A 19,668-nucleotide genomic window follows, 5' to 3' on the forward strand; every position below is an offset into this window, starting at 1 on the left:
AGCATGGAAAATAAGAGTGGAGAGGCGAAAGTGCAGAAGGTCAAAAACTGGTCGCCGGTGTGGATTTTCCCCATCGTGACCGCGCTGATCGGTGCATGGATCCTGTTTTATCATTACAGCCATCAGGGACCGGAAGTGACGCTCATCACCACCAATGCCGAGGGGATTGAGGGCGGTAAAACGACCATCAAAAGCCGTAGCGTCGATGTGGGCGTGGTTGAAAGCGCAACCCTGACCGACGATTTAACCCATGTGGAAATCAAGGCACGCCTGAACGCGGGCATGGAAAAACTGCTGCACGGTGATTCTGCTTTCTGGGTGGTCAAGCCGCAGGTAGGACGTGAAGGGATCAGCGGCTTAGGTACGCTGCTCTCCGGTGCCTACATTGAACTGCAGCCGGGTAAAAAAGGAAGCCAGCCGGTGCAATACCAGCTGCTTGACTCGCCACCGCTTGCGCCGCCAGATGCGAAAGGCATCCGCGTGATCCTGGACAGTAAAAAAGCGGGCCAGTTAACGGCGGGCGATCCCGTGCTGTTCCGCGGTTATCGCGTGGGATCGGTTGAAACAAGTACCTTTGATCCGCAAAAGCGCACCATCAGCTATCAGCTGTTCATCAATGCGCCAAACGATCGGCTGGTCACCAGCAACGTCCGTTTCTGGAAGGACAGCGGGATCGCGGTTGATCTAACGTCAGCGGGAATGCGCGTTGAGATGGGCTCCCTGACCACGCTGTTTGGTGGCGGTGTAAGCTTTGATGTGCCGGAAGGGCAAGATTTGGGACAGCCGGTTGCAGAGAAAACGGCGTTCAGGCTCTTTGACGATCAACGCAGCATTCAGGACGCACTCTATACCGATCACATCGACTTCCTGATGTTCTTTAAAGATTCCGTCCGTGGCCTTCAGCCGGGCGCGCCTGTCGAATTCCGCGGCATTCGCCTGGGTACGGTGGGGCAAGTTCCGTTCTTTGTACCGGGTCTGCAGCAGGTACTGGATGACGATTACCGCATTCCGGTGCTGATTCGCATTGAGCCGGAACGTCTGCTCAACCAGATTGGTGAGAATCAGGATATTGGTACGCATATTACCGAACTGATGAACCGGGGTCTGCGTGGGTCGCTGAAGACGGGCAACCTGGTGACCGGTGCGCTGTATGTGGATATGGACTTCTATCCAAAAGCCCCGCCGATTACCGGTATCCGGGAGTTCGGTGGTTATAAGATCATCCCGACGGTGAGCAGCGGCCTGGCACAGATCCAGCAGCGTCTGATGGAGACACTGGATAAGATTAACAATCTGCCACTGAATCCGATGATTGAAGCCGCGACCAGTTCGCTCAGCGAAAGTCAGGCAACAATGCGTCGCCTGCAAACCACGCTGGATAACATCAACAAGATCACCGCAAGCCAGAGCATGCAGCAGCTGCCGCAGGATATGCAGAAAACGCTGCGTGAGCTTAACCGCAGTATGCAGGGCTTCCAGCCTGGCTCGGCGGCGTACAACAAGATGGTGGCAGATATGCAACGTCTTGATCAGGTCTTGCGTGAACTGCAGCCGGTTCTGAAAACGCTCAATGAGAAGAGCAACGCGCTGGTGTTCGAAGCGAAAGATAAAAAGGATCTTGAGCCTAAGAGGGCAAAAGAATGAATAAATGGCTATTAATGGTTGGCGCTCTGCTGTTAACGGCGTGCAGTTCAGGCGTGGAGAACAAGAGCTACTATCAGTTGCCTCTTGCCGCGCAAAACGGGGTACAAAGTACCGCCAGTCAGGGAAACCGTCTGCTGTGGGTTGAGCAGGTTGCCGTGCCGGATTATCTGGCAGGCAACGGCGTGGTCTACCAGACCAGCGACGTAAAATACGTGATTGCGACAAACAACCTGTGGGCCAGCCCGCTGGATCAGCAGCTGCGCAACACGCTGGTGGCCAATTTGGGCAGCCAGCTTCCGGGTTGGGTTGTCGCGTCGCAGCCGCTGGGTAACGACCAGGATACGCTGAACGTCACGGTTACGGGTTTCCATGGCCGTTATGACGGTGCGGTGGTGATTAGCGGAGAGTGGTTGCTGAACCATCAGGGCCAGATGATTAAGCGTCCTTTCCATCTTGAGCTGAAGCAGCAGAAAGATGGCTACGATGAAATGGTGAAAGTGCTGGCCCAGGGGTGGGCGCAAGAGTCGGCCAGCATCGCCAGGGAGATTTCCCGGCTGCCATAAGTAAAATTCATCGGTAAAAACCGCAGTCGGCCTGTTGCTGATTGCGGTTTTTTTTTTCAGTTTCACTTCAGACCGTTACTTGTGCCGGGTCACAATTTTTGTACAAATGATCTTCCAGGTAGCTCACAAATATGACACCCGTATGAATTTTGAACATTGACGCTGCGACTAATTCGGGGTATTCGTTATCTGTGCCTGCGCAAGTTTGTGCAGACACTGTTTTCTTTCCACCAGACAAAAGAATGAGGGAAACGAGGCATGAAGAGACAGAAACGAGATCGCCTGGAACGGGCTCATCAACGTGGTTATCAGGCCGGCATCGCTGGACGATCTAAAGAAATGTGTCCTTATCAGACGATAAATCAAAGGTCACAATGGCTTGGAGGCTGGCGAGAAGCCATCGGCGACAGGGCACTCATAGCCTGATAACGTCTCTTTCAAAAAAAGAAACCTCCGCACTGCGGAGGTTTCGTCTTTATGGGGTCGCTCAACGCGAAATCAGAACGCGGAAGTGTCCTGGAACAGACCCACTTTCAGGTCGTTTGCGGTATAAATCTGACGACCGTCTACCAGCACTTCGCCATCTGCCAGGCCCATAATCAGGCGGCGGTTAACGATGCGTTTGAAGTGAATACGATAGGTCACTTTCTTCGCAGTAGGCAGAACCTGTCCGGTAAATTTCACTTCGCCCACACCCAGCGCACGGCCTTTACCTTCACCACCCAGCCAGCCCAGATAGAAGCCAACCAGCTGCCACATTGCATCCAGACCCAGACACCCAGGCATTACCGGATCGCCAATAAAGTGGCAACCGAAGAACCACAGGTCCGGATTGATATCGAGTTCTGCTTCTACGTAACCCTTATCGAAGTTGCCGCCGGTTTCGGTCATTTTCACGACACGGTCCATCATCAGCATGTTCGGGGCCGGTAACTGTGGGCCGTTAGCGCCAAACAGTTCACCGCGACCAGAGGCAAGAAGGTCTTCTTTTGTATAGGATTCGCGTTTATCTACCATGTTCTCAGTAAGCCTTATTTTAGTGAAGGACGCAGGATAGCTAACACGTGTACGCTGAACAAGTCCGATCAGTTTGAACTAAACCAGCCTAACCAGCGTAACGGCCAGGGATAACGATGACGAGCATCCTGCTGCGTCGCCTGAGCAATGCGCTCCTGGATAGTCTGCATCAGGGTTGTTTGCCCTTCGCCGTCCCATACCAGGTTTGTCAGTAAGGGTAGTGCATCATCAATGCCTTCGATGGCCCAGATGGTGAATTGTTCCTGTTCCACGGCATCCAGAATGTCCTGGCTGAGGCTCAAATGGCGCGCGTTAGGGGCAGGAATAATCACCCCCTGTTTGCCGTTTAACCCACGCTGCTGACAAATCGAGAAGAAGCCTTCAATCTTTTCGTTCAGACCACCCACTGGCTGCGCACGACCAAACTGATCGACCGAGCCGGTGATCGCGATGTTCTGATTAACTGGCACTTCTGCCAGGGCGCTGATTAAGGCGCACAGCTCCGCCATAGAGGCGCTATCACCATCGACTTCACTGTATGATTGCTCAAACGTCAGCGAGGCGGAGAAGGGGATTTGCTGCTCAAGCTGCAGCTCTGACATCAGGAACGCCTGCATGATCATCATGCCTTTAGCGTGAATGTTGCCGCCCAACTCGGCTTTGCGTTCGATATCAGTGAACTCACCGTCACCGACATGCACAACGCAACTGATGCGGGAAGGTTCCCCGAAAGCGCGCGGGTGGCCGGGGAATTCAATCACCGACAGGGCATTGATCTGCCCGATACGTTCGCCTTCGGTCTCAACCAGAATTTGTTCCAGCAGAATTTCATCCTGCATACGGTCAGCAAGATAGCCTTCACGCCACTCACGCTGCGCCAGCATCTGGGTAAGCTGCTCACCGGTGAATGCGCCGTTACCGCTGACGACACCCACTTCACGTAACTGCTTGCCGATCCACAGCGGGCAGAGCGGCAGCGTCTCCTGGTCACCGGTATAGCGAACCGCTTCGCGGATCAAACCAGGCCAGGCGTCGGCGGCCGGCGTTGGCAGTGCGAAACGTTCCGCAACACTCAACACCCACTGGCACCACTGTGCCATATCATCGGCATCGGTAATCTGGATGTTATCTTCGTATTCGCTGTAGACCGCCTGATCAGCCAGTTCGGGCTCCATCTCCTGGAAGTCAGCCAACGATTCACGATCACCCGTCAGCACCACGGTCAGCGACAGCGGCATTGAAGGAACTGAGACGGGCAGGGGACGAGACTCGTCGTAGCCAACCCAGTCAAAACGCTGCTGGCTAACCACCGTTTTCAGGCGCATCCACAGCAGAGGTTGTGAGAGGAGGGTGCGCAACGAGATGATCAGTACGCCGCCATTCGCGCGGTGCACCAGCCCAGGTTGCAGCGAGAGCTCACCGTTAAACTGGCGCAGACAACCAAAGAGTTGTTCAGCCTCGACCCAGTTAGCGGTAATCACTTCACCCCTGGCAGCAAAGCGGTCGTCGGGCTGCTCTGCCGGTTCGAATGTGACATCATGTCCCGCGATACGATATTGGCCGCCAAAGACGGCGTTCGCTTGCGGTCGCAACTGGCGCATGGCATCACCCAGAAGCGTCAGATATTCCGCTTCTTCCGGGGCCTTGAGCATCATGAAGGGTGATGTTGCCCAGGGGCTTAACACCTGCTCCAGCGCATAATGCAAACGGGGTTGCGTATCGCTAAGGATGAATTCGTGTTCTTTTGCGAGATCGGGTCGTGCAAACAGTTCCTGATAGCTCTCGGTATCCGGAACGAGGTCACGCCATGCAAGTTTCGTAATGGTCAAAGTTGATGTTTTTTAGTTAGATGTAAAAGCGTGGAGTATACCGTAAGCGGGGGGCTCTACCCAAGCAGGATTGGGCATTTCGGCAGGGCGATTGGCTGCATTCACTCACAGGATATGATTTCTTTTCAGCAGATTGCCAAAAAACTGATATTCTGAACAGAGTTACGTGGTAACACTGAGATCGCAATGAAATATCAACAACTGGAAAATCTCGAAAGCGGCTGGAAATGGAAGTACCTGGTCAAAAAGCACCGTGAAGGGGAGCTGATCACCTGCTACATCGAAGCCAGCGCAGCGCAAGAAGCCGTGGATATTTTGCTGACCCTCGAAAATGAACCGGTACAAGTTAACGGCTGGATTGAGAAACACATTAATCCTGCGTTGTTAAACCGGATGAAGCAAACTATTCGTGCGCGTCGCAAACGGCATTTTAATGCGGAGCATCAGCACACTCGCAAAAAATCCATCGACCTGGAGTTTATGGTCTGGCAACGTCTGGCAGGGCTTGCGCAACGGCGTGGGAAAACGCTGTCAGAAACGATAGTGCAGTTGATTGAAGATGCCGAGCATAAAGAGAAGTACGCCAACCAGATGTCGACGCTGAAGAATGATCTTCAGGCTCTCTTGGGTAAGAAATAGATTTTTGTTTTCTTCAGATTCAGATAATAAAAAACCCCGCAATGCGGGGTTTTTTTATAAGACGATAACTTATGCCGCTGGCTGAGTTACAACGTCTTTGATGCCTTTAACTTCGATCTCTACGCGACGATCTGGAGCCAGGCAGTCGATCAGTGCAGCGCGAGCTTTAACGTTGTCACAGGTGTTGCCAGTAACTGGGTTAGCTTCGCCCATACCACGTGGGGAGATCTTGTTAGCTGGGATACCTTTAGAGATCAGGTAATCAACAACAGACTGAGCACGTTTCTCAGACAGTTTCTGGTTGTAAGCGTCAGAACCGATACGGTCGGTGAAGCCCAGAACCACTACAGAACCGTCTTTAGGATCCAGGTTGCTCAGCTGGGTGTACAGCTGATCCAGTGCCTGCTGACCTTCTGGTTTCAGGGTAGCTTTGTTGAAGTTGAACAGAACGTCAGACTTCAGAGTGAAGTGCTTGGTCTGTACTTCTGGAGCTGGAGCCGGCGCTGGAGCAACGATTGGCGCTGCATCTTCCTGCTGGCCGAAACGGTAGGAAACACCTACGCTCAGCATGCCGTTGTCCGGACGAACACCAACGGTGTTGCCGTCGCCGATGTTGTTAACCCACTGGTATTCCAGGCGGGTAGCGATATCACGGGTCATAGCCCACTCAACGCCACCAGCGAATACTGGGGAAACACCGGTGTCATGGTCGTCGCCAGCGATGCTGTTGCTGGAGTCAGCGCGCCATACCATGCCGCCCAGACGAGTGTACACGTCCAGATCGTCAGTTACTGGGTAACCCAGTTTAGCGGTCAGCTGTACGCCCTGAGCTTTAAAAGCGCCGTTTACGTTGTCGCCTTTGTATGGCATACGACCTAACCAGTCGTAACCCATTTCAAAACCAACATACGGGTTAACCTGATAGCCACCGAACGCACCTGCACCAAGCTGGCTCTCGTGAGTAGGGCCATCGTTGTTCAGGCTGCTGTTGTACCAGCCGGTGTCATGGAACTGAGACCAGCCCAGTTTACCACCTGCATACCAGGTATTATCTTTCGGAGCGGCCTGCGCTACGGTAGCGAAGCCAGCCAGTGCCACTGCAATCGCGATAGCTGTCTTTTTCATTTTTTGCGCCTCGTTATCATCCAAAATTCGCCATGAAGGTCTCAATAGAGATTCACGGTTAAATCCTTCACCGGGGGGCGTGGTCAAATATAAATCTACCGATATCTTCGGCTTAGGCCGAGCACCCCTGGCGATGTAAAGTCTACAACGTAGCTGAAAACTTACAAGTGTGAAGTCCGTCAGGCATATGAAAAAAAAAGTTCCGTATACCGATTATTTAACATTTTTCGAACGAGTTTTGTGCAATAAAATTAAGGAGAACCGCACCAGACAAGCCTTGCCGCAGTTTTGGCGCCTGGAACTAAAATCGCATCTTGTGGTCAAAAAAAATTCTAGGAATAATCTTAATTTTCCTCAATGATACAAATTTGAGTGAATTTTTAGGCCAGAAAGTTGTCCTCTGCGATAAGAATCTGGTCGAACCGGACGCATGATCAACCCGATCGCACTACCTTCTTCAGCCGCTTCAGTCAGTCGAAAATGTTCCTCATCGGTCAATTCGTCTGATAACCATCCAATCACCACGCTGTAATTCCCCGTACGTAACGCCCGGATCATCGATTCCACGGTATCGCAGGGAGAGAGTTGGTTAATTTGCATGACCTTTGTCAGCGGCAGGCCCGCGGACTGCACCCATTCACGGCTCAGTTTTTGTTGAGGCGTCAGCCAAAGCTGCCAGCGCGACTGCTGACCAAGCTGTTGTAATAACGGCAACAGCAGAAGTTGAGTGAGCAGGGGCTGGTCTTCACGATAAACCACTTCACTGATAAGCCCTGTCGAAACACGCCCGGTGGAATTCTGCGTGACATTGCCAGCGGAAGAAGAGAGAGAGGTTGAGCGATTTGCATAGCCTGAAGTGTACATATTCATTCCAGCCCTGTAGTTACTGTATGGATATACAGTAACCCCTGTATGCATAAAGATCAACCTCATTTTCGGAAAGCGACTCGCAAAATTCATTCATTATTGATGCGCCTGGAAAAATCATCTTGCTCAACGACGATAAGTTGCCTATTTTCCTGCTAACGGATCCGCTAGTAAGAAATTTCGTTGTTACTTTATGATTTTGAAGGGAAATATCATGAAAAAGATATCTTATGAACGGATTTATAAATCCCAGGAATACCTTTCACCCTTAGGTGAAATCCACCATCGTGCGCTGTTCGGGGGGTATACCCTGGCCGTAGATGATGCCGTCTTCGCTATGGTCTCCGATGGGGAACTGTATCTCCGGGCCTGTGAGGAAAGTGCAAAATACTGTGTAAAAAATGCCTCGTCATTCTTAACCCTCATGAAACGGGGTCGTCCGGTGCTGCTCAATTATTATCGTGTCGATGACGGACTGTGGCAGGACAGAGAACGGCTGCTTCAGCTCTCCTCGTTCGCGCTCAATGCGGCACGAAAAGAGCGTTCGCAGCGTGATCGGCGAAACCGCCTCAAGGACTTGCCCAATCTCACCTTTCAGCTTGAAGTGCTGCTCTTTGAAGCCGGAATCACTAATGAAGAGACGCTGCGGGAGCTGGGTGCCCGTGCGAGCTGGCTAAAGATGCGGGCGAAAAATAAAGCGCTCAGCATTAAAGTGCTGTTCGCGCTGGAAGGGGCCATCGCCGGACTTCATGAGGCGGCACTCCCGGCGGGAATTCGCCGGGAGTTAACGGAGTGGTTTAATGCGCTGCCTGAGCCACAGGAGAATCACTCCTCCAGGTAGCGATCTGCAGTTGCAGTCGGCAAATTTCTGGCAGCAGAGCGATAAGGAGGCCAATCTGCTGAAGAACCAGCGGTGCTTTGCTGTCGCTTCCCGGGTCAATATGCGTTATACGCTGAGCCAGTTCATCCAGCGCGTGTTGAACGCGAGGCTCATCGGCTGGTCGGTGATGAAGCGCGTCATCGACATAGCATACGGCATCATCCAGCAGGGCGAGGATGGCCGGGTGAGTCAATTTCTCACGGTGGGCACCCAGCGTCGAAATATAGCTGGTGAAGGTATGGTTCAGACAGAGCAGGCGGAAAGCCGTTTCCCGAATTTCTGCCGTGGCGCGAGGCTCCGTGGACATGTTAGAGACCACCGAAGCCAGTTCAGCATCACAGTTATGCGCATCGCGGCGTGCGATACGATAAGCCAGACGGTTATCGCGACCCTGATGATACTGCTCAAGGATGGCATCAAGGTATCGACAGTTCGCGTTCATCGCCCTGTCTACCACACGCGGTAAATTACGGAATCGCCAGTCCGGCCAGATAAAACTGACCGCCGCCCAGGCGATAGCGCAGCCAATCAGCGTATCTATCACGCGGGGCAGGGCCACTTCAAATCCTTCACCCAGCAGGTTAAAGCAGAGTAGCACCAGCAGCGTGATGAACATTGTGGCATGCGCATACTGCACATTACGGAAGGCGAAGAACAACACACCGGTGATCACGATCAGGATCAGCTGGCCTTCGACAGAGGGCACGAAATAGAGCACCGGCAGCCCAATAGCGACGCCCACCAGCGTACCAATAATACGTAGCGCAAGGCGGTGGCGGGTGGCGTTATAGTTTGGCTGGCAAACAAACAGGCTGGTCAGCAGGATCCAGTAACCGTGATGTAACCCGGTTATCTGAATGATGGCATAACCCACGCACAGCACCAGTGACATCCTCACCGCATGGCGAAACAGTGCCGATTCCGGCGTAAAGTTGCGGCTCAGTCGCAGCCACATATCGCTGAAGCTATGCACGCTGTCATCAGCAAGCTGATTCTCCACATCTTTATCGGGGAGCGCCATCGCCTGCTCGGATTCAATGGTAGCCAGCTGAGCATCTATCGCCCGCAGGTTATTCAGCAAAAATCCCAGTGCTTTAATATGTTCCGGCGATGATCCACTAGCCTGAACGCGATCGAGCGCCGCATCAAGATGGCTAAATACGCGTTCGAAGCGCGGGTCATGTTGATAGGGCGTACGCAGCAAAATGGAGCGTGCCAGCTGCTGGCATGCCTGAGACTGCATCGACAGCAGGCGCTGGAAGCGGAACATCACGTCGCTGTAGCGGAACTTCTCGCGCAGGGCAGCATACTGAACGTGCGAGGAGCTGGCACGCTCATGTATATCCTGCGCCGCGAAATAGTAGTGCAAGGTTCTTCGCGTTCCGCGCTGACCGCGATCGCCCCGCAGACGGGTAAGCAGTGAGGCTTTCGTCTGGTTAAGCGTGGCGACCAGTTGACCGTTGGCCAGAGCCAAATCGTAAAGCGGAGACTGGCTCTCCTCCTCGATATCCGGATCGAAGAGCCGGGATTTTAGCTCAAGATAGTGGGCCAGTTGCTCAAAGCTGCGGGCAAGGTTGTCCTGAAGAGGGCGAACCGGAAAAATAAGATGCCCGGTTAACGTCAGCAGGTTATACCAGATGGCCCCCAGCAACAGCAGTATGGGTTGCTGGTACCATTGATCGTAAAGGGAAACACCCAGCATGGTGTAAATGGCGATCAGCAGGGCACCAAAGGCGATAGTGGCATAGCGCTGCCCAAGGCCGCCAAGCAAAATAAACCCGCTGGTAGAGAGCGTAAGGCCAATGGCAAACAGCCAGGGCCAGGGGAAGAGCAGCTCCACGGAGGCTGACGCGATAAAAAAACAGACCAGCGTAATTACAAGATTACGCAGGCGCCCGGCAAGGCGATCGTCCAGATCCGCCAGCGCCCCCGCAACCACTCCCAGCGTGAGCGGGATGGTGAGTTTTACGTCATTCAGCCACCACGGCAGAGCAACCGTGCCGCACAGTGCGATAAATATTCTGACGTTATAAAGCCAGATGCTGTTCCAGGTATAACGGCGAAGCAGTGGGCTTAGCATAAGCACGGCCAGTCCTTATTTACTGAAAACGACGACGCGCGTTTGCTTCACGTGCCGCCTGTGCCACTTCTACCGGAACGACCCTGCGCCCAACTGGCCAAAGCGCGATGGCGGCAATCTTAAAGTTCGCGATCCCCACCGGAATACCAATAATGGATATGCACTGGGCAATACCGGCAAAGATATGCATCACACACAGCCACCAGCCGAAGAAAACCAGCCACAAAATATTGAGAACCGTGCCTCCCGTGTTCAGCAGTGCGTTTTTGCTCTCCGGATTCAGTTCGTCAACGTGGACGGCTTCATTCCCGTACGGGATGAAAGAGAGTTTGGTGATTTCCCAGCAGGAGCGGGTCAGGGGGAGCGTAAAAATAAGGACGATGCTCACCAGCGTGGCAAAAAGCCAGGCAAGAGTGGTGGCAAAACCGCCTAACACAAAATTCAAAACATTCAGAACAGTACGCATAAACCCTCAGTTCCTTTCGATATGATTAACGCCCAGTGATTGTAACGTTTTTTTAGGCTGGAGCACCTTAAAACTGGCAGTTAAACTGTCAGGTAAATTATCTCTTCGTGGATTCGGCTGGACATGGAACTGAAAGCAACATCATTAGGCAAACGCCTGGCGCAACACCCCTACGACAGGGTTGTCCTCCTTAATGCCGGAGTGAAAGTCTCCGGAGAACGCCACGAATACCTCATTCCGTTTAATCAACTGCTGGCTATCCACTGTAAACGCGGGTTGGTCTGGGGCGAACTGGAGTTTGTCCTGCCTGACGATAAAGTCGTGCGCCTTCACGGTACCGAGTGGGCTGAGACCCAGCGCTTCCATCATCACCTGAATATGCTCTGGCAGCAGTGGAGCCAGGATATGAGCGTGATTGCCGCTCAGGTACTGCAGCAGGTACTGAACGATATTGCACAAAGTAACGAGCAACAAATGTGGCTCACCCGCCAGCAGACGGCCGGGTTGCAGCAAAAGATTAGGCAGGCGCTGGCGGCACTGCCGTTATCCGTGACGCGTCTTGACGAGTTCGACAATTGCCGTGACGCCTGGCGTCAGTGTCAGGCCTGGCTTGGCGATACAGACAAGAGCCGGCTGGCGCACAACCAGGCGTGGACAGATGCCATGCTGACCCGTTATGCCGACTTTTTCAGCACGGTTGAATCTTCACCGCTTAACCCTGCACAGGCGCGCGCCGTGGTTAACGGCGAGCACTCCCTGCTGGTGCTGGCGGGTGCCGGAAGCGGCAAAACGTCGGTGCTGGTGGCCCGTGCGGGTTGGCTACTGACAACGGGTGAGGCTGTTGCCGACCAGATACTGTTGCTGGCGTTTGGCCGTAAGGCGGCCGAGGAGATGGACGAACGCATACAGGAACGCCTGCATACCCGGGATATTACCGCCAGAACCTTCCATGCCCTGGCGCTGCATATCATTCAGCAGGGCAGTAAAAAAGTGCCTGCCATCAGCAAGCTGGAAAACGACACGCAGGCGCGTCAGGCGTTGTTCATTAAAACGTGGCGTCAGCAGTGCAGTGAGAAAAAGGCGCAGGCTAAAGGGTGGCGTCAGTGGCTGGAAGAAGAACTCAACTGGGACGTACCGGAAGGCAATTTCTGGCAGGATGAAAAACTGGCTCGTCGCCTGGGCTCTCGCCTCGACCGCTGGGTTAGCCTGATGCGGATGCACGGCGGATCGCAGGCCGAGATGATTGAAAGCGCGCCGGAGACGATCCGCGCCCTGTTTTCGAAGCGGGTTAAGCTGATGGCTCCGATACTGAAAGCCTGGAAAACCGCGCTGAAAGAGGAAAATGCCGTCGATTTCTCCGGTTTGATCCATCAGGCCATTATCATTCTTGAGAAAGGCCGTTTTGTCAGCCCGTGGAAGCATATCCTGGTGGATGAATTCCAGGATATCTCGCCGCAACGTGCCGCGCTGCTCTCGGCGTTAAGGGCGCAAAATAAACATACCTCGCTGTTTGCGGTGGGCGATGACTGGCAGGCTATCTATCGCTTCAGCGGGGCACAGCTCTCCCTGACGACTGCATTCCATCACTATTTTGGCGAAGGCGATCGCAGCGATCTGGATACCACCTACCGCTTCAATTCCCGGATTGGTGAAGTTGCCAACCGCTTTATCCAGCAGAACCCGCATCAGCTGGTAAAACCGCTAAATAGCCTCCGGGCCGGGGACAAAAAAGCCGTTACCCTGCTGGTGGACGATCAGCTGGAGCCGCTGCTGGACAAACTGAGCGGCTATGCGAAGCCGGATGAACGTATTCTGGTGCTGGCACGCTATCACCATCTTAAGCCTGCGGCGCTGGAAAAAGCCGCGACCCGCTGGCCGAAGCTGCAGCTCGATTTTATGACCATCCACGCCAGCAAAGGACAGCAGGCCGACTATGTGATAGTGATGGGGCTCAAAGAGGGGAGCGATGGTTTCCCTGCTCCGGCACGAGAGTCGGTAATGGAACAGGCGTTACTGCCGGTCCCGGAAGATTTTCCGGACGCCGAAGAGCGGCGTTTGCTGTACGTGGCGATGACCCGCGCGCGTCATCGCGTGTGGCTGCTGTTCAACAAAGAGGAGCCGTCGGTGTTTGTCGATATTCTGAAGAGTATTGATGTGCCAGTGGCGAGGAAGCCTTAACGGGATAGCGGAGCGGTAATATTGCAGGCCCGGTAAGCGTGTCGCCACCGGGCAAAAAACTACTTCAGTCTTTCGGAAAGATAGCGCTGATAATCCGGGATCAGGATCTCAACCGGTGAGTTGAAGTGCGGGGATTCAATGATGAAATCTGCCGTCGACAGGTTTGTCGCCACCGGAATATTCCATACCGTTGCCAGACGCAGCAGGGCTTTGACATCCGGGTCGTGCGGAACCGCATTCAGCGGATCCCAGAAGAAAATCAGTACATCAATTTTCCCTTCAGAAATCTGAGCGCCGACCTGCTGGTCGCCGCCCATCGGGCCGCTCAGCATGGCATTGACCTCCAGACCCGTTTCGCGGTGGATCAGGTTACCGGTTGTCCCGGTCGCTGAGAGAGCATGCTTTTCCAGCAATGGCTGATGGCGGCGAACCCAGTTAAGCAGCATTTGTTTACAGTGATCGTGCGCAACCAGAGCAATGTGTTTGCGTTCCGGTAGCGTGCGTGTTGTCAGTTCCATAATCTTATCCATCAGGTTAACTGACTACACGATGACGGGAACCGCCTGACGCTGCAAGAGAAAGGCGAAAAAAATGTGGCTTATGATGAAGGTTGTTGCTTCACCCACTGTAAAAAACGCGCCCGGGTCTCAGGATCGGCCTGCTGGAACCAGAATTTAAGACGCTGTTCCGTCAGCGTCTGGGACTGTGGCGGAATAACATCCAGCTCTGAGACACCGGACAGCAGCGTACTGTCGTCGGCCATCCTGGTGGCAAACTGTGGAAGGGAAGCGCGTTTGCCCGCCTTGTTATAGATTTCGGTCGCGGCCTCGTAATCGGTGCCTTTCGGGGACGAGGTTAACGCCAGAATATCGAGTTTTACCGGAATCGGCATTGAATCCCCGTCCAGCAGTTCAAGGCGCGGAGAGGCGTCAAAGGCCGCCGACTCTTTTTCGGTTTCAAGACGCGGGAGGGTAATGTTCACCTGACTGACCCGCTGGGTATTAAAGCTGACAATCAGCGGCGCAGAGATATACATGCGTTGTTCATGATTAGCGAGGCCGATGGTTTTTTCTACCCGCAATACCAGCTGGTGTGGCCCATTATCAAGTTCGATGCTGTCCGCACCGCGCAACAAGGAACTGGACACTTTTTTTCCGTCCAGCACCAGCAGATCAATATCCGTTGTAAGCCGTAGCGTGGTCGCAAAGACGCAAACTGGCATCACTAACGCAATCACAGCAGTGGCAATGCCGGTTTTCATAGAGGGCTCCTGTTGAAATGACTCGGCCGCGGTAATGTATCCAAATATTTCGATAATCACGTTTACTAACATATAGACATATTCTGCCGTTTTGCCCTCATGCATCTGCATGGGATGCATGGTTGAGATGTGCGCTTTGACGTACACTCATAAAAAAGCCTGGAGGAAAACCATGAAAGAGAACGAAATTGCCGAGATTCTGACATCGACGCGCACGATTGCACTGGTAGGGGCAAGCGATAAACCGGATCGCCCAAGCTACCGGGTGATGAAATACCTTCTCGATCAGGGCTATCACGTCATCCCTGTGTCGCCGAAAGTGGCCGGTAAAACCTTACTGGGTCAGCAGGGATACGCCACGCTGAACGAGGTACCTGAAAAAGTCGACATGGTGGATGTTTTCCGCAATTCCGAGGCAGCGTGGGGAGTGGCACAAGAGGCCATCGCCATCGGCGCGAAAACGCTGTGGATGCAGTTGGGTGTCATTAACGAGCAGGCGGCGGTGCTGGCGCGAGAAGCCGGTCTGACGGTGGTAATGGACCGATGTCCGGCGATTGAGATTCCCCGTCTGGGGCTGGCGAAGTCATAAAAAAAAGCCCGTTTATCGGGCTTTTTTTACACGCTTAGTTCCGCAGGCGCGGGGCCTGTAACTGTTTGCGGATAGTCTGAGCAAGTTCATCCATCGTGGGTTGCTCTGGATGCTCATCCTGCAGTTCGCTACTCAGCTGCGCTTCAGCAAGGTAGGTGTGAACGGGTTGTCCATCATCCCCCTCCATCACCACATGATACCAGGGCGCGGCGCGAAGCTCTGCGTTAACCGCCAGCTCATCCGCTGACGGTTCATCAAGGGAATACTCCGGGTCGATATCCACGACCACACCCAAATACCCTAGCAAAGTGTGGCGGACCTGCTGGCCGATACCGAATTTGCTGGCAATCATAGTCACCTCCCGGGAAACACTACTTACACGTTATGTGCGGGCAATATTTCTCTTTTCAAGTTACATGACGCGACAGGCAAACCCTTTCAGATACAGCCCTTCCGGGTAGGTAGCGATCACCGGGTGATCGGCTGCCTGACGGAACTGTTCTATAAATTGTACATCACGACCAGCATCTATTGCGGCATCAGCGATGATTTTCTGAAATAAATCTGTGGTCATCAGGCCGGAGCAGGAGAAGGTGAGAAGCACTCCACCCGGGTTCAGCAACTGGATGGCCAGCATGTTGATATCCTTATAGCCGCGGCAGGCACCCATCAGCTGACTTTTGTTCTCCACAAACTTCGGTGGATCCATCACGATGACGTCGAATTTCTCGCCCTGATCGCGATACTTACGCAGCAGCTTGAAGACGTCATCGCGAACAAACTCGGCTTTGCTCAGATCCAGCTTGTTCAGCTCGACGTTTTGTTTCGCCACGTCCAGCGCTTCCTGAGAGGTATCAACGCTGACAACCTGGGCACAGCCGCCCATCAGCGCCGAGACGGCGAAACCGCCGGTATAGGAGAAGCAGTTCAGCACGCGTTTGTCGGCAACATACTGGCGAGTGGCCAGGCGGCTGTCACGCTGGTCCAGGTAGTAACCCGTTTTATGGCCGCCCTGGATATCCACCAGCAGCTTCATACCGTGCTCTTCGATTGGCAACAGGGCAGGCGGCAGTTCACCAGTGACCGGACCTTGCGTCAGCTCCATGCCCTCTTTTTTGCGCACTGCCACATCGCTGCGGTCATAAATGGCGCATTCCGGGAAAACCGATTGCAACGCGCTGATCAGCGCAGCACGTTGATATTCAGCCCCTGCGCTTAACAGTTGCAGTACCAGGAAGTTACCGAAGCGGTCGATCGTCACGCCAGGCAGACCGTCGGACTCACCGGCAATCACACGGTAGCTGTCCAGACCGTCACGCTTTGCCAGCCACTCACGCCACTGCTGCGCCTGCTGTAAACGACGAACGAAGAAATCAATATCGATCGTTTCATTTTTATCAAAGGTCCAGACGCGAGCGCGGATTTGGGACGCTGGCGAATATGCGCCTCGCGCTAACCATTTCCCCTGATGGTCAACGATATCGATGGTCTCTCCGAGGCTGGCTTTGCCTTCCATACGGGCTACTGCACCGGAAAAGACCCAGGGATGGCGGCGCAATAATGACTTCTCGCGCCCTTTGGCTAACACTAAACGTACACTCATAATTTGCTATTCTGTCGATTCCAGGGAAATGGCGCGTAGAGTAGCACATTCAGCAAGTCGCAATCATCTGCGGATGCCTTTGAGCGTTTCGGCACAAAATCAAATCGCTTAGGCACAGCACTGCTCTGCAGTGGGCTTTACAGTAGGGTTTCCGGTACAGCAAAGGGAAACACAAATGAGAAAGCGCCTTGCGATAGCAGTAACTACCCTGGCGGTGGTCAGTGTTCATGTTTTAGCGGCATCGTCTTTCACCATCAGCAGTCAGGATCTGGCCACTGAACGCCCGTTGTCGCAACAGCAGGTGTTTGATGGGTTTGGGTGCCACGGTGGGAATCACTCTCCACAACTGGCGTGGAAAAATCCGCCTGTCGGGACGAAAAGTTTTGCCGTCACGGTATTTGACCCTGATGCCCCTACCGGAAGTGGATGGTGGCACTGGACGGTGGTCAATATTCCCCTCCAGACGCTGACGCTTCCCGCCGATGCCGGAAACCCGAAGGGGGAGACATTACCGGCCGGGGTTGTGCAGGGGCGTAATGATTTCGGTTATTCTGGTTTCGGCGGCGCATGTCCGCCCAAAGGGGATAAGCCGCACCGTTATCAGTTTACCGTCTGGGCGCTGGATGTGGATAAATTGCCTGTCGACAGGAATGCCAGCGGCGCGCTGGTGGGTTTTATGCTTAACAGTCACGTCCTGGCAAAGGCCAGCTTAACCGTTACCTACAGCAGATAAGGATGGCACGGTGCAGGGAGTCCAGTTTCAACATAAACATTTGACGGCCGGTGAAGTGAGTGCCAGTAAAATGCATCACCTGCACCAGGTTAAACTCTTTCTTCCTGCCATTTGCCATATCACTCACGGCAGTAAAGTGATTGTTCAGGACGATAACCGCCTGGTGGCGACGAAAGCGTCGCTGATCATTATTCCCGCCAATACGCCGCTGGAGATCATAAATCAACCCGCGAATGGTCTCTTTCGCTCTGACTTATTGATGTTGTCACCGGAGCTTCTGGCGGAGTTTAAAACGCATTACCTGAAATCCTGGCCGCGCACAGAATTACATTCCCTCTGTGCTCCCCTGAGTGAGGGGCTGGCATTTATGTGGAGTAGCCTGCTGCATGCCGTGCGTCAGGATTTACCGGAGGCGTTACAAAAGCATCAGGCTTTCGGCCTTTTGCTGGCATTGCTTCATGACGGCGTCGCAGGACCGTTGCTTATAGAGCGTAATAGCCACCTGTCCGAGCAGGTGCGGCAGTTCATCATGCTGTCGCCCGCCAGGGCCTGGACTGCACAGGACGTTGCCAGCCGCCTGGCATTGAGCGTGCCGACACTACGCAGACGGTTACGCGAAGAGTCGCAGAGTTTTCGCCAGATTGTTGAGGAGGTGAGGATGGCCGTTGCGCTGTCACACTTACAGTCAACCCGGTTACCTATTGGCGAAATCGCATTACAATGTGGTTATCTTTCCAGCTCTCGTTTTACTGCCCGTTTCCGGCAACATTATGGCTGTTTGCCGAAAACGCTACGTTAAGGAGTAGAAAAATGTCAAAAATCTGCACAATTGCCTGGGTACACGGCATGGTTCAGGGCGTCGGATTCCGTTACAGCACGCAGCGCGAAGCTATGCAGCTGGGGCTCACGGGATACGCGCGAAACAGGGATGATGGCAGCGTTGAGGTCGTTGCCTGTGGTGATGCGGAGCAGGTTGAAAAGCTTGTGGCATGGCTGAAAGCTGGTGGGCCGCGCAGCGCGCGGGTTGATAAGGTTTTAACCGAACCCCATCAACCCGGCCGGGAATACGTTAACTTCGGTATTCGCTACTAAATGCATTTCACCGGTTTTGGCAGGCCGGCGATTTTGGTGGCCTGTTTTGCCGGGCCTTTCGGGAACAGGCGATACAGGTAACGGCTGTTGCCTTTCTCTTCACCGAATTTATTGGCCATTGCCTTGACCAGCATGCGGATCGCCGGGGAGGTGTTGAATTCGAGATAGAATTCGCGCACAAAACGCACCACTTCCCAGTGTTCCGGGGAGAGGGCGATACCTTCGTTTTCGGCGATTTTTTCCGCCAGCGGCTCGCTCCACTGGCTGCTCTCTTTCAGATAACCGTCGTTATCAGTTTCAATCTCTTTACCTTCAAAACTCAACATAGTCATTCACGCGTCAGTCAAAAACCGCAGCAGTGTACCAAAAAACAAAGCCCCGCATAAGCGGGGCTCTGGTTCACAGCATTGTTGATTAATCGCGGCTGGCGAAGCCCAGGATGCTCAACAGGCTGACAAAGATGTTGTACAGCGATACATACAGGCTCACGGTGGCGCGGATGTAGTTCGTCTCACCACCGTGAATGATGTTGCTGGTTTCATACAGGATTGCGCCAGATGAAATCAGAATAAACACGGCGCTGATCGCCAGGTGCAGGGCAGGCAGCTGCAGGAAGATGTTTGCCACCATACCTACCAGCACCACCACGATACCTGCCATCAGCATACCGCCGAGGAAGGACATGTCCTTACGGGTGGTCAGCACGTAGGCCGAACAGCAGAAGAACACCAGCGCGGTACCGCCCAGCGCCATGCCAATCACGTCGCCCATACCGGCGGACAGATAGGCGTTAAGGATGGGCCCCAGGATATAGCCCAGGAAACCCGTAAAGGCGAACGCGGACAGAATACCCACCGGTTTATCAGCAGTTTTGTAGGTCAGGAACATTAGACCATACATCCCCACCAGCGTCAGGATCAGACCCGGTGACGGCAGCATCAGCACGGTGCTGGCCGTTGCGGTCATCGCCGAGAATGCCAACGTCAGGCTGAGCATGAAATAGGTATTGCGCAGCACCTTGTGGGTACTGAGTAGCGATGTGCGGTCGCGTGAAGAAGTAATTATACGATCCATAAGTCACTCTCTTATGACAGATGTAATT

Annotated in this window: 22 protein-coding genes; 10 read left to right on the top strand and 12 right to left on the bottom strand. The window is 53.7% G+C overall.

Features of this window, described 5'->3' with window-relative positions:
* Positions 1–3 precede the first annotated feature (3 nt).
* From pqiB to rmf, 3 genes are all read left to right on the top strand, one after another.
* Positions 4–1,644: an intermembrane transport protein PqiB gene (pqiB, locus tag AM379_RS16025; RefSeq protein ID WP_106503900.1), complete on the top strand. Its 1,641-nt coding sequence runs from the start codon at positions 4–6 to the stop codon at positions 1,642–1,644.
* The gene (gene pqiC, locus AM379_RS16030) at positions 1,641–2,207 is read left to right on the top strand and encodes a membrane integrity-associated transporter subunit PqiC (RefSeq protein ID WP_025204538.1); all 567 of its coding nucleotides are present in this window, start codon (positions 1,641–1,643) and stop codon (positions 2,205–2,207) included. Before pqiB ends, pqiC begins: the two co-directional genes overlap by 4 nt.
* Before the next feature lie 258 nt (positions 2,208–2,465).
* Positions 2,466–2,633, top strand: a complete 168-nt coding sequence (gene rmf / locus AM379_RS16035; protein ID WP_013097261.1) for a ribosome modulation factor — start codon at positions 2,466–2,468, stop codon at positions 2,631–2,633.
* A gap of 72 nt (positions 2,634–2,705) precedes the next feature.
* Here rmf and fabA read toward each other — a convergent pair whose 3' ends face one another.
* Both fabA and AM379_RS16045 read right to left on the bottom strand, forming a co-directional pair.
* Positions 2,706–3,224, bottom strand: a complete 519-nt coding sequence (fabA, locus tag AM379_RS16040; RefSeq protein ID WP_014169427.1) for a bifunctional 3-hydroxydecanoyl-ACP dehydratase/trans-2-decenoyl-ACP isomerase — start codon at positions 3,222–3,224, stop codon at positions 2,706–2,708.
* Positions 3,225–3,292: 68 nt separating this feature from the next.
* The gene (locus AM379_RS16045) at positions 3,293–5,053 is read right to left on the bottom strand and encodes an AAA family ATPase (RefSeq protein ID WP_063925136.1); all 1,761 of its coding nucleotides are present in this window, start codon (positions 5,051–5,053) and stop codon (positions 3,293–3,295) included.
* A gap of 186 nt (positions 5,054–5,239) precedes the next feature.
* On the opposite strand from AM379_RS16045, the gene matP reads away from it, so the two are divergent.
* Positions 5,240–5,692, top strand: a complete 453-nt coding sequence (matP, locus tag AM379_RS16050) for a macrodomain Ter protein MatP (RefSeq protein WP_014169429.1) — start codon at positions 5,240–5,242, stop codon at positions 5,690–5,692.
* 69 nt (positions 5,693–5,761) lie between these two features.
* Here matP and ompA read toward each other — a convergent pair whose 3' ends face one another.
* Both ompA and sulA read right to left on the bottom strand, forming a co-directional pair.
* The gene (gene ompA / locus AM379_RS16055; protein WP_020884794.1) at positions 5,762–6,817 is read right to left on the bottom strand and encodes a porin OmpA; all 1,056 of its coding nucleotides are present in this window, start codon (positions 6,815–6,817) and stop codon (positions 5,762–5,764) included.
* A gap of 354 nt (positions 6,818–7,171) precedes the next feature.
* Positions 7,172–7,681 carry an SOS-induced cell division inhibitor SulA gene (gene sulA / locus AM379_RS16060; RefSeq protein ID WP_032677816.1) on the bottom strand — a complete coding sequence of 170 codons (510 nt, stop codon included), beginning with the start codon at positions 7,679–7,681 and terminating at the stop codon, positions 7,172–7,174.
* Between the two features lie 217 nt (positions 7,682–7,898).
* On the opposite strand from sulA, the gene AM379_RS16065 reads away from it, so the two are divergent.
* A complete protein-coding gene (locus AM379_RS16065; protein ID WP_032677817.1) occupies positions 7,899–8,525 on the top strand; it encodes a TfoX/Sxy family DNA transformation protein in 627 nt (208 codons plus the stop codon).
* Here AM379_RS16065 and yccS read toward each other — a convergent pair.
* Together yccS and AM379_RS16075 are read right to left on the bottom strand one after the other, a co-directional pair.
* Complete coding sequence (gene yccS, locus AM379_RS16070) at positions 8,482–10,644, bottom strand: YccS family putative transporter (RefSeq protein WP_068794470.1); 2,163 nt, start codon at positions 10,642–10,644, stop codon at positions 8,482–8,484. The genes AM379_RS16065 and yccS overlap by 44 nt on opposite strands.
* Before the next feature lie 19 nt (positions 10,645–10,663).
* Positions 10,664–11,110: a YccF domain-containing protein gene (locus AM379_RS16075; RefSeq protein WP_025204535.1), complete on the bottom strand. Its 447-nt coding sequence runs from the start codon at positions 11,108–11,110 to the stop codon at positions 10,664–10,666.
* A gap of 123 nt (positions 11,111–11,233) precedes the next feature.
* On the opposite strand from AM379_RS16075, the gene helD reads away from it, so the two are divergent.
* On the top strand, positions 11,234–13,288 hold the full coding sequence (helD, locus tag AM379_RS16080; RefSeq protein WP_032677818.1) for a DNA helicase IV: 2,055 nt from the start codon (positions 11,234–11,236) through the stop codon (positions 13,286–13,288).
* Positions 13,289–13,347: 59 nt separating this feature from the next.
* Here helD and mgsA read toward each other — a convergent pair whose 3' ends face one another.
* Both mgsA and csgI read right to left on the bottom strand, forming a co-directional pair.
* Entirely contained in the window at positions 13,348–13,806 is a 459-nt protein-coding gene (mgsA, locus tag AM379_RS16085; RefSeq protein ID WP_020884788.1) for a methylglyoxal synthase, read from the bottom strand.
* An 80-nt stretch (positions 13,807–13,886) separates the two neighbouring features.
* A complete protein-coding gene (csgI, locus tag AM379_RS16090) occupies positions 13,887–14,549 on the bottom strand; it encodes a curli synthesis inhibitor (RefSeq protein WP_032679662.1) in 663 nt (220 codons plus the stop codon).
* 172 nt (positions 14,550–14,721) lie between these two features.
* Here csgI and AM379_RS16095 point away from each other — a divergent pair, with 172 nt between their 5' ends.
* Positions 14,722–15,138, top strand: coding sequence for a CoA-binding protein (locus AM379_RS16095; RefSeq protein WP_025204532.1), 417 nt, complete (start codon positions 14,722–14,724; stop codon positions 15,136–15,138).
* 34 nt (positions 15,139–15,172) lie between these two features.
* On the opposite strand, the gene hspQ is transcribed toward AM379_RS16095, so the two are convergent.
* Positions 15,173–15,490 carry a heat shock protein HspQ gene (hspQ, locus tag AM379_RS16100; RefSeq protein WP_013097248.1) on the bottom strand — a complete coding sequence of 106 codons (318 nt, stop codon included), beginning with the start codon at positions 15,488–15,490 and terminating at the stop codon, positions 15,173–15,175.
* Positions 15,491–15,550: 60 nt separating this feature from the next.
* Positions 15,551–16,741: a 23S rRNA (cytosine(1962)-C(5))-methyltransferase RlmI gene (gene rlmI / locus AM379_RS16105; protein WP_106503901.1), complete on the bottom strand. Its 1,191-nt coding sequence runs from the start codon at positions 16,739–16,741 to the stop codon at positions 15,551–15,553.
* Positions 16,742–16,916: 175 nt separating this feature from the next.
* Here rlmI and AM379_RS16110 point away from each other — a divergent pair, with 175 nt between their 5' ends.
* From AM379_RS16110 to yccX, 3 genes are all read left to right on the top strand, one after another.
* A complete protein-coding gene (locus AM379_RS16110) occupies positions 16,917–17,474 on the top strand; it encodes a kinase inhibitor (RefSeq protein ID WP_106503902.1) in 558 nt (185 codons plus the stop codon).
* A gap of 70 nt (positions 17,475–17,544) precedes the next feature.
* Positions 17,545–18,273: a helix-turn-helix transcriptional regulator gene (locus tag AM379_RS16115; RefSeq protein ID WP_247609165.1), complete on the top strand. Its 729-nt coding sequence runs from the start codon at positions 17,545–17,547 to the stop codon at positions 18,271–18,273.
* Positions 18,274–18,284: 11 nt separating this feature from the next.
* Entirely contained in the window at positions 18,285–18,566 is a 282-nt protein-coding gene (gene yccX / locus AM379_RS16120; protein WP_020884783.1) for an acylphosphatase, read from the top strand.
* On the opposite strand, the gene tusE is transcribed toward yccX, so the two are convergent.
* A complete protein-coding gene (gene tusE, locus AM379_RS16125) occupies positions 18,563–18,892 on the bottom strand; it encodes a sulfurtransferase TusE (RefSeq protein ID WP_020884782.1) in 330 nt (109 codons plus the stop codon). The genes yccX and tusE overlap by 4 nt on opposite strands.
* An 88-nt stretch (positions 18,893–18,980) precedes the next feature.
* Positions 18,981–19,640 carry an FtsH protease modulator YccA gene (gene yccA, locus AM379_RS16130; RefSeq protein ID WP_014169445.1) on the bottom strand — a complete coding sequence of 220 codons (660 nt, stop codon included), beginning with the start codon at positions 19,638–19,640 and terminating at the stop codon, positions 18,981–18,983.
* Positions 19,641–19,668: the final 28 nt, after the last annotated feature.

Source organism: Enterobacter cloacae complex sp. FDA-CDC-AR_0132, assembly GCF_003010695.1.
Taxonomy (GTDB): Bacteria; Pseudomonadota; Gammaproteobacteria; order Enterobacterales; family Enterobacteriaceae; genus Enterobacter; species Enterobacter ludwigii.